The 5,499-nt window shown below is 56.9% G+C and carries 3 rRNA genes; all 3 read left to right on the top strand.

The features are described from left to right. The first annotated feature begins 94 nt into the window (after window positions 1–94). Window positions 95–1,621: ribosomal RNA gene (locus tag HZF07_RS23435) — 16S ribosomal RNA — on the top strand. A gap of 527 nt (window positions 1,622–2,148) precedes the next feature. Continuing rightward, a 23S ribosomal RNA gene (locus HZF07_RS23440) occupies window positions 2,149–5,293 on the top strand. Window positions 5,294–5,445: 152 nt separating this feature from the next. Next, window positions 5,446–5,499 (top strand): 5S ribosomal RNA (rrf, locus tag HZF07_RS23445); the annotation flags it as partial.

Below are 5,499 nucleotides of genomic sequence, written 5' to 3' on the forward strand. Positions count from 1 at the left end.
CCGTTGACATCGGCTTTGGTTGGTGTCGCGGATTTCTTTGACAATGATTCTGACAATTGTCAGTGTCGTTTTTGTCGGGGATAACTTTTTGTTTTCAACGGAGAGTTTGATCCTGGCTCAGGACGAACGCTGGCGGCGTGCTTAACACATGCAAGTCGAGCGGAAAGGCCCTTTCGGGGGTACTCGAGCGGCGAACGGGTGAGTAACACGTGAGTAATCTGCCCTTGGCTTTGGGATAAGCCCCGGAAACGGGGTCTAATACCGGATACGACGCAGTCCTGCATGGGATCTGCGTGGAAAGTTTTTTCGGCCAGGGATGTGCTCGCGGCCTATCAGCTTGTTGGTGGGGTAATGGCCTACCAAGGCTTCGACGGGTAGCCGGCCTGAGAGGGTGACCGGCCACACTGGGACTGAGACACGGCCCAGACTCCTACGGGAGGCAGCAGTGGGGAATATTGGACAATGGGCGGAAGCCTGATCCAGCAACGCCGCGTGAGGGATGACGGCCTTCGGGTTGTAAACCTCTTTCAGTACCGACGAAGCGCCGATGATGGTGGTGACGGTAGGTACAGAAGAAGCACCGGCCAACTACGTGCCAGCAGCCGCGGTAATACGTAGGGTGCGAGCGTTGTCCGGAATTATTGGGCGTAAAGGGCTCGTAGGCGGTTTGTCGCGTCGGGAGTGAAAACCCAGGGCTTAACTCTGGGCTGGCTTTCGATACGGGCAGACTAGAGGCATGCAGGGGAGAACGGAATTCCTGGTGTAGCGGTGAAATGCGCAGATATCAGGAGGAACACCGGTGGCGAAGGCGGTTCTCTGGGCATGTCCTGACGCTGAGGAGCGAAAGTGTGGGGAGCGAACAGGATTAGATACCCTGGTAGTCCACACCGTAAACGTTGGGCGCTAGGTGTGGGGCCTATTCCATGGGTTCCGTGCCGCAGCTAACGCATTAAGCGCCCCGCCTGGGGAGTACGGCCGCAAGGCTAAAACTCAAAGGAATTGACGGGGGCCCGCACAAGCGGCGGAGCATGCGGATTAATTCGATGCAACGCGAAGAACCTTACCTGGGTTTGACATACACCGGAAAGCTGCAGAGATGTAGCCCCTTTTAGTCGGTGTACAGGTGGTGCATGGCTGTCGTCAGCTCGTGTCGTGAGATGTTGGGTTAAGTCCCGCAACGAGCGCAACCCTCGTCCTATGTTGCCAGCGGGTCATGCCGGGGACTCATAGGAGACTGCCGGGGTCAACTCGGAGGAAGGTGGGGATGACGTCAAGTCATCATGCCCCTTATGTCCAGGGCTTCACGCATGCTACAATGGCCGGTACAAAGGGCTGCGATGCTGTAAGGCGGAGCGAATCCCAAAAAGCCGGTCTCAGTTCGGATTGGGGTCTGCAACTCGACCCCATGAAGTCGGAGTCGCTAGTAATCGCAGATCAGCAACGCTGCGGTGAATACGTTCCCGGGCCTTGTACACACCGCCCGTCACGTCACGAAAGTCGGCAACACCCGAAGCCGGTGGCCTAACCCTTGTGGAAGGAGCCGTCGAAGGTGGGGCTGGCGATTGGGACGAAGTCGTAACAAGGTAGCCGTACCGGAAGGTGCGGCTGGATCACCTCCTTTCTAAGGAGCACGCGCCCCGACCATCCCCTGACCAGTCAGGTCACGAAGCGTGGGGTGGCGCATGGTGGTGTCTCACTAGTGGAATCGTCGACGAACGACCGACCTGCATCGCGGGTCGGCCTCAGTACTGCCCCCAGTCGCTCTACGGAGCGAGCTCTTCGGAGCGTGCTCTTCGGAGCTGCTGGTGGGTGTGGAACCTGGCCGGCTGGTGGTGAGGGGAGAGTTCGCCCAGTGATGGGGTTGGCACACTGTTGAGTCCTGAGGCATCAGCCGTCAGGCGGGTTTCTCTTGCCTCCTTCGGGGGGTGCCTCCTTCGTGGGGTCCGGTCCTTGGGTCGGGTTCTGGGTTGGTGGGTGTGTAGCTTGTGAATTGGATAGTGGACGCGAGCATCTTTGCGGCAGCACGTGGTGTCCTTTGGGGCGCCTGGTGTGTTGTCGCAGAAATTAGCAACCGGTGGCTCCTTGAGACGGGCTGCCGGATGTCTAGTCTTTGTAGTTTTGCTTTGTAGTTTTTGTTGAGTGTTTGTGCGACAAGCTATGAAGGGCACATGGTGGATGCCTTGGCATCAAGAGCCGATGAAGGACGTAGGAGCCTGCGAAAAGCCCTGGGGAGTTGGCAACCGAGCTGTGATCCGGGGATGTCCGAATGGGGGAACCCAGCACGAGTCATGTCGTGTTACCCGCGCCTGAATATATAGGGCGTGTGGAGGGAACGCCGGGAAGTGAAACATCTCAGTACCGGTAGGAAGAGAAAACAAAAGTGATTCCGAGAGTAGTGGCGAGCGAAATCGGATGAGGCTAAACCGTCTGCGTGTGATACCCGGCAGGGGTTGCGTGGGCGGGGTTGTGGGACCACTTGGGAGGATCTGCCGGTCTTCCAGACAGTAAGAAAATCCGGTTGAAGTTGAAGCCCATTGGAAAGTGGGGCCGTAGAGGGTGATAGCCCCGTAAGCGTAAGGCCGGATCTGTTGAGTGGTATCCCAAGTAACACGGAACCCCTGAAATTCCGTGTGAATCTGGCGGGACCACCCGTTAAGCCTAAATACTCCTTGATGACCGATAGCGGACAAGTACCGTGAGGGAAAGGTGAAAAGTACCCCTGGCGGGGAGTGAAATAGTACCTGAAACCGTGTGCCTACAATCCGTCAGAGCCCGGCTGCCCACCTCTAAGCTATGTGGTGTGTTGGGGTGATGGCGTGCCTTTTGAAGAATGAGCCTGCGAGTTTGCGTTGTGTTGCGAGGTTAACCCGTGTGGGGAAGCCGTAGCGAAAGCGAGTCCGAATAGGGCGTTTGAGTAGCACGATCAAGACCCGAAGCGAAGTGATCTATCCATGGGCAGGTTGAAGCGCGGGTAAGACCGCGTGGAGGACCGAACCCACTTAGGTTGAAAACTGAGGGGATGACCTGTGGATAGGGGTGAAAGGCCAATCAAACTTCGTGATAGCTGGTTCTCCCCGAAATGCATTTAGGTGCAGCGTTGCGTGTTTCTTGCCGGAGGTAGAGCACTGGATAGCCGATGGGCCCTACCAGGTTACTGACGTTAGCCAAACTCCGAATGCCGGTAAGTGAGAGCGCAGCAGTGAGACTGCGGGGGATAAGCTCCGTAGTCGAGAGGGAAACAGCCCAGACCATCAGCTAAGGCCCCTAAGCGGTGACTAAGTGGAAAAGGATGTGGAGTCGCAGTGACAACCAGGAGGTTGGCTTGGAAGCAGCCACCCTTGAAAGAGTGCGTAATAGCTCACTGGTCAAGTGATTCCGCGCCGACAATGTAGCGGGGCTCAAGTCATCCGCCGAAGCTATGGCATTCACGCAACAGCCCGGCCACGAACGTGGTCCAGGTGTGTGGATGGGTAGGGGAGCGTCGTGTCGCGAGTGAAGCCTCAGGGTGACCTAGGGGTGGACGCGACACGAGTGAGAATGCAGGCATGAGTAGCGAATCACGGGTGAGAAACCCGTGCGCCGAATGATCAAGGGTTCCAGGGTCAAGCTAATCTGCCCTGGGTAAGTCGGGACCTAAGGCGAGGCCGACAGGCGTAGTCGATGGACAACGGGTTGATATTCCCGTACCGGCAAAGTAGCGCCCATGACGAACCCGGTGATGCTAACCACCCGAAACCTTTCGGACCGGACCCTTCGGGGCGAGGCCGGCTGGCGGAGCGTGGGACCCGATCCGGTAGTAGTCAAGCGATGGGGTGACGCAGGAAGGTAGCCCAACCACAGCGATGGTTGTCTGTGGGTAAGTGCGTAGGGGAGACGATAGGCAAATCCGTCGTCTTGTGTTCGATCACGACCCTGAGACACGATGCCGAGCCAATATGGTGAAGTGGGTGATCCTATGCTGTCGAGAAAAACCTCTAGCGAGCTACGCGCCGCCCGTACCCCAAACCGACTCAGGTGATCAGGTAGAGAATACCAAGGCGATCGAGCGAACCATGGTTAAGGAACTCGGCAAAATGCCCCCGTAACTTCGGGAGAAGGGGGGCCGGATCCGTCAACACCCTTGCGGTGGGAAGCGGTGAAGGCCGCAGAGACCAGGCCCAAGCGACTGTTTACTAAAAACACAGGTCCGTGCGAAGTTGTAAGACGATGTATACGGACTGACTCCTGCCCGGTGCTGGAAGGTTAAGAGGACCTGTTAGAGCAGCAATGTTCGAAGCGGAGAATTTAAGCCCCAGTAAACGGCGGTGGTAACTATAACCATCCTAAGGTAGCGAAATTCCTTGTCGGGTAAGTTCCGACCTGCACGAATGGAGTAACGACTTGGGCGCTGTCTCAACCGTGGACTCGGCGAAATTGCACTACGAGTAAAGATGCTCGTTACGCGCGGCAGGACGGAAAGACCCCGGGACCTTTACTATAGTTTGGTATTGGTGTTTGGTTCGGCTTGTGTAGGATAGGTGGGAGACTGTGAAGCATCCACGCCAGTGGATGTGGAGTCAACGTTGAAATACCACTCTGGTCGTACTAGATGTCTAACCTAGGTCCGTTATCCGGATCAGGGACAGTGCCTGATGGGTAGTTTAACTGGGGCGGTTGCCTCCTAAAATGTAACGGAGGCGCTCAAAGGTTCCCTCAGCCTGGTTGGCAATCAGGTGGCGAGTGTAAGTGCACAAGGGAGCTTGACTGTGAGACAGACATGTCGAGCAGGGACGAAAGTCGGAACTAGTGATCCGGCGTCGGCATGTGGAAGCGACGTCGCTCAACGGATAAAAGGTACCCCGGGGATAACAGGCTGATCTTCCCCAAGAGTCCATATCGACGGGATGGTTTGGCACCTCGATGTCGGCTCGTCGCATCCTGGGGCTGGAGTAGGTCCCAAGGGTTGGGCTGTTCGCCCATTAAAGCGGCACGCGAGCTGGGTTTAGAACGTCGTGAGACAGTTCGGTCCCTATCCGCCGCGCGCGCAGGAAACTTGAGAAAGGCTGTCCCTAGTACGAGAGGACCGGGATGGACGAACCTCTGGTGTGCCAGTTGTCCCGCCAGGGGCACGGCTGGTTAGCTACGTTCGGAAGTGATAACCGCTGAACGCATCTAAGCGGGAAGCACGTTTCAAGATGAGGTTTCCCACTACATAAGTAGGTAAGGCCCCCAGCAGAACACTGGGTTGATAGGCCGGAGGTGTACAGCAGCAATGCCCAGCCGACCGGTACTAATAGGCCGAGGGCTTGTCACACAAACCCTCAACAAGAACCACAACGCGCAAACGAACAACGACTGTTCGCGTCCACACCAATTCAGAAGAACCAACAACAGGTTCACAACTGAACACCAGACATGGCCCCCGCGCGTGTGCACACACCACGCACCAGGGGACGCCACCAGAGTTACGGCGGCCATAGCGAAAGGGAAACACCCGGTCCCATCCCGAACCCGGAAGTT

The sequence above is a fragment of the Nocardioides agri genome, assembly GCF_013778305.1.
Lineage (GTDB): Bacteria > Actinomycetota > Actinomycetes > Propionibacteriales > Nocardioidaceae > Nocardioides > Nocardioides agri.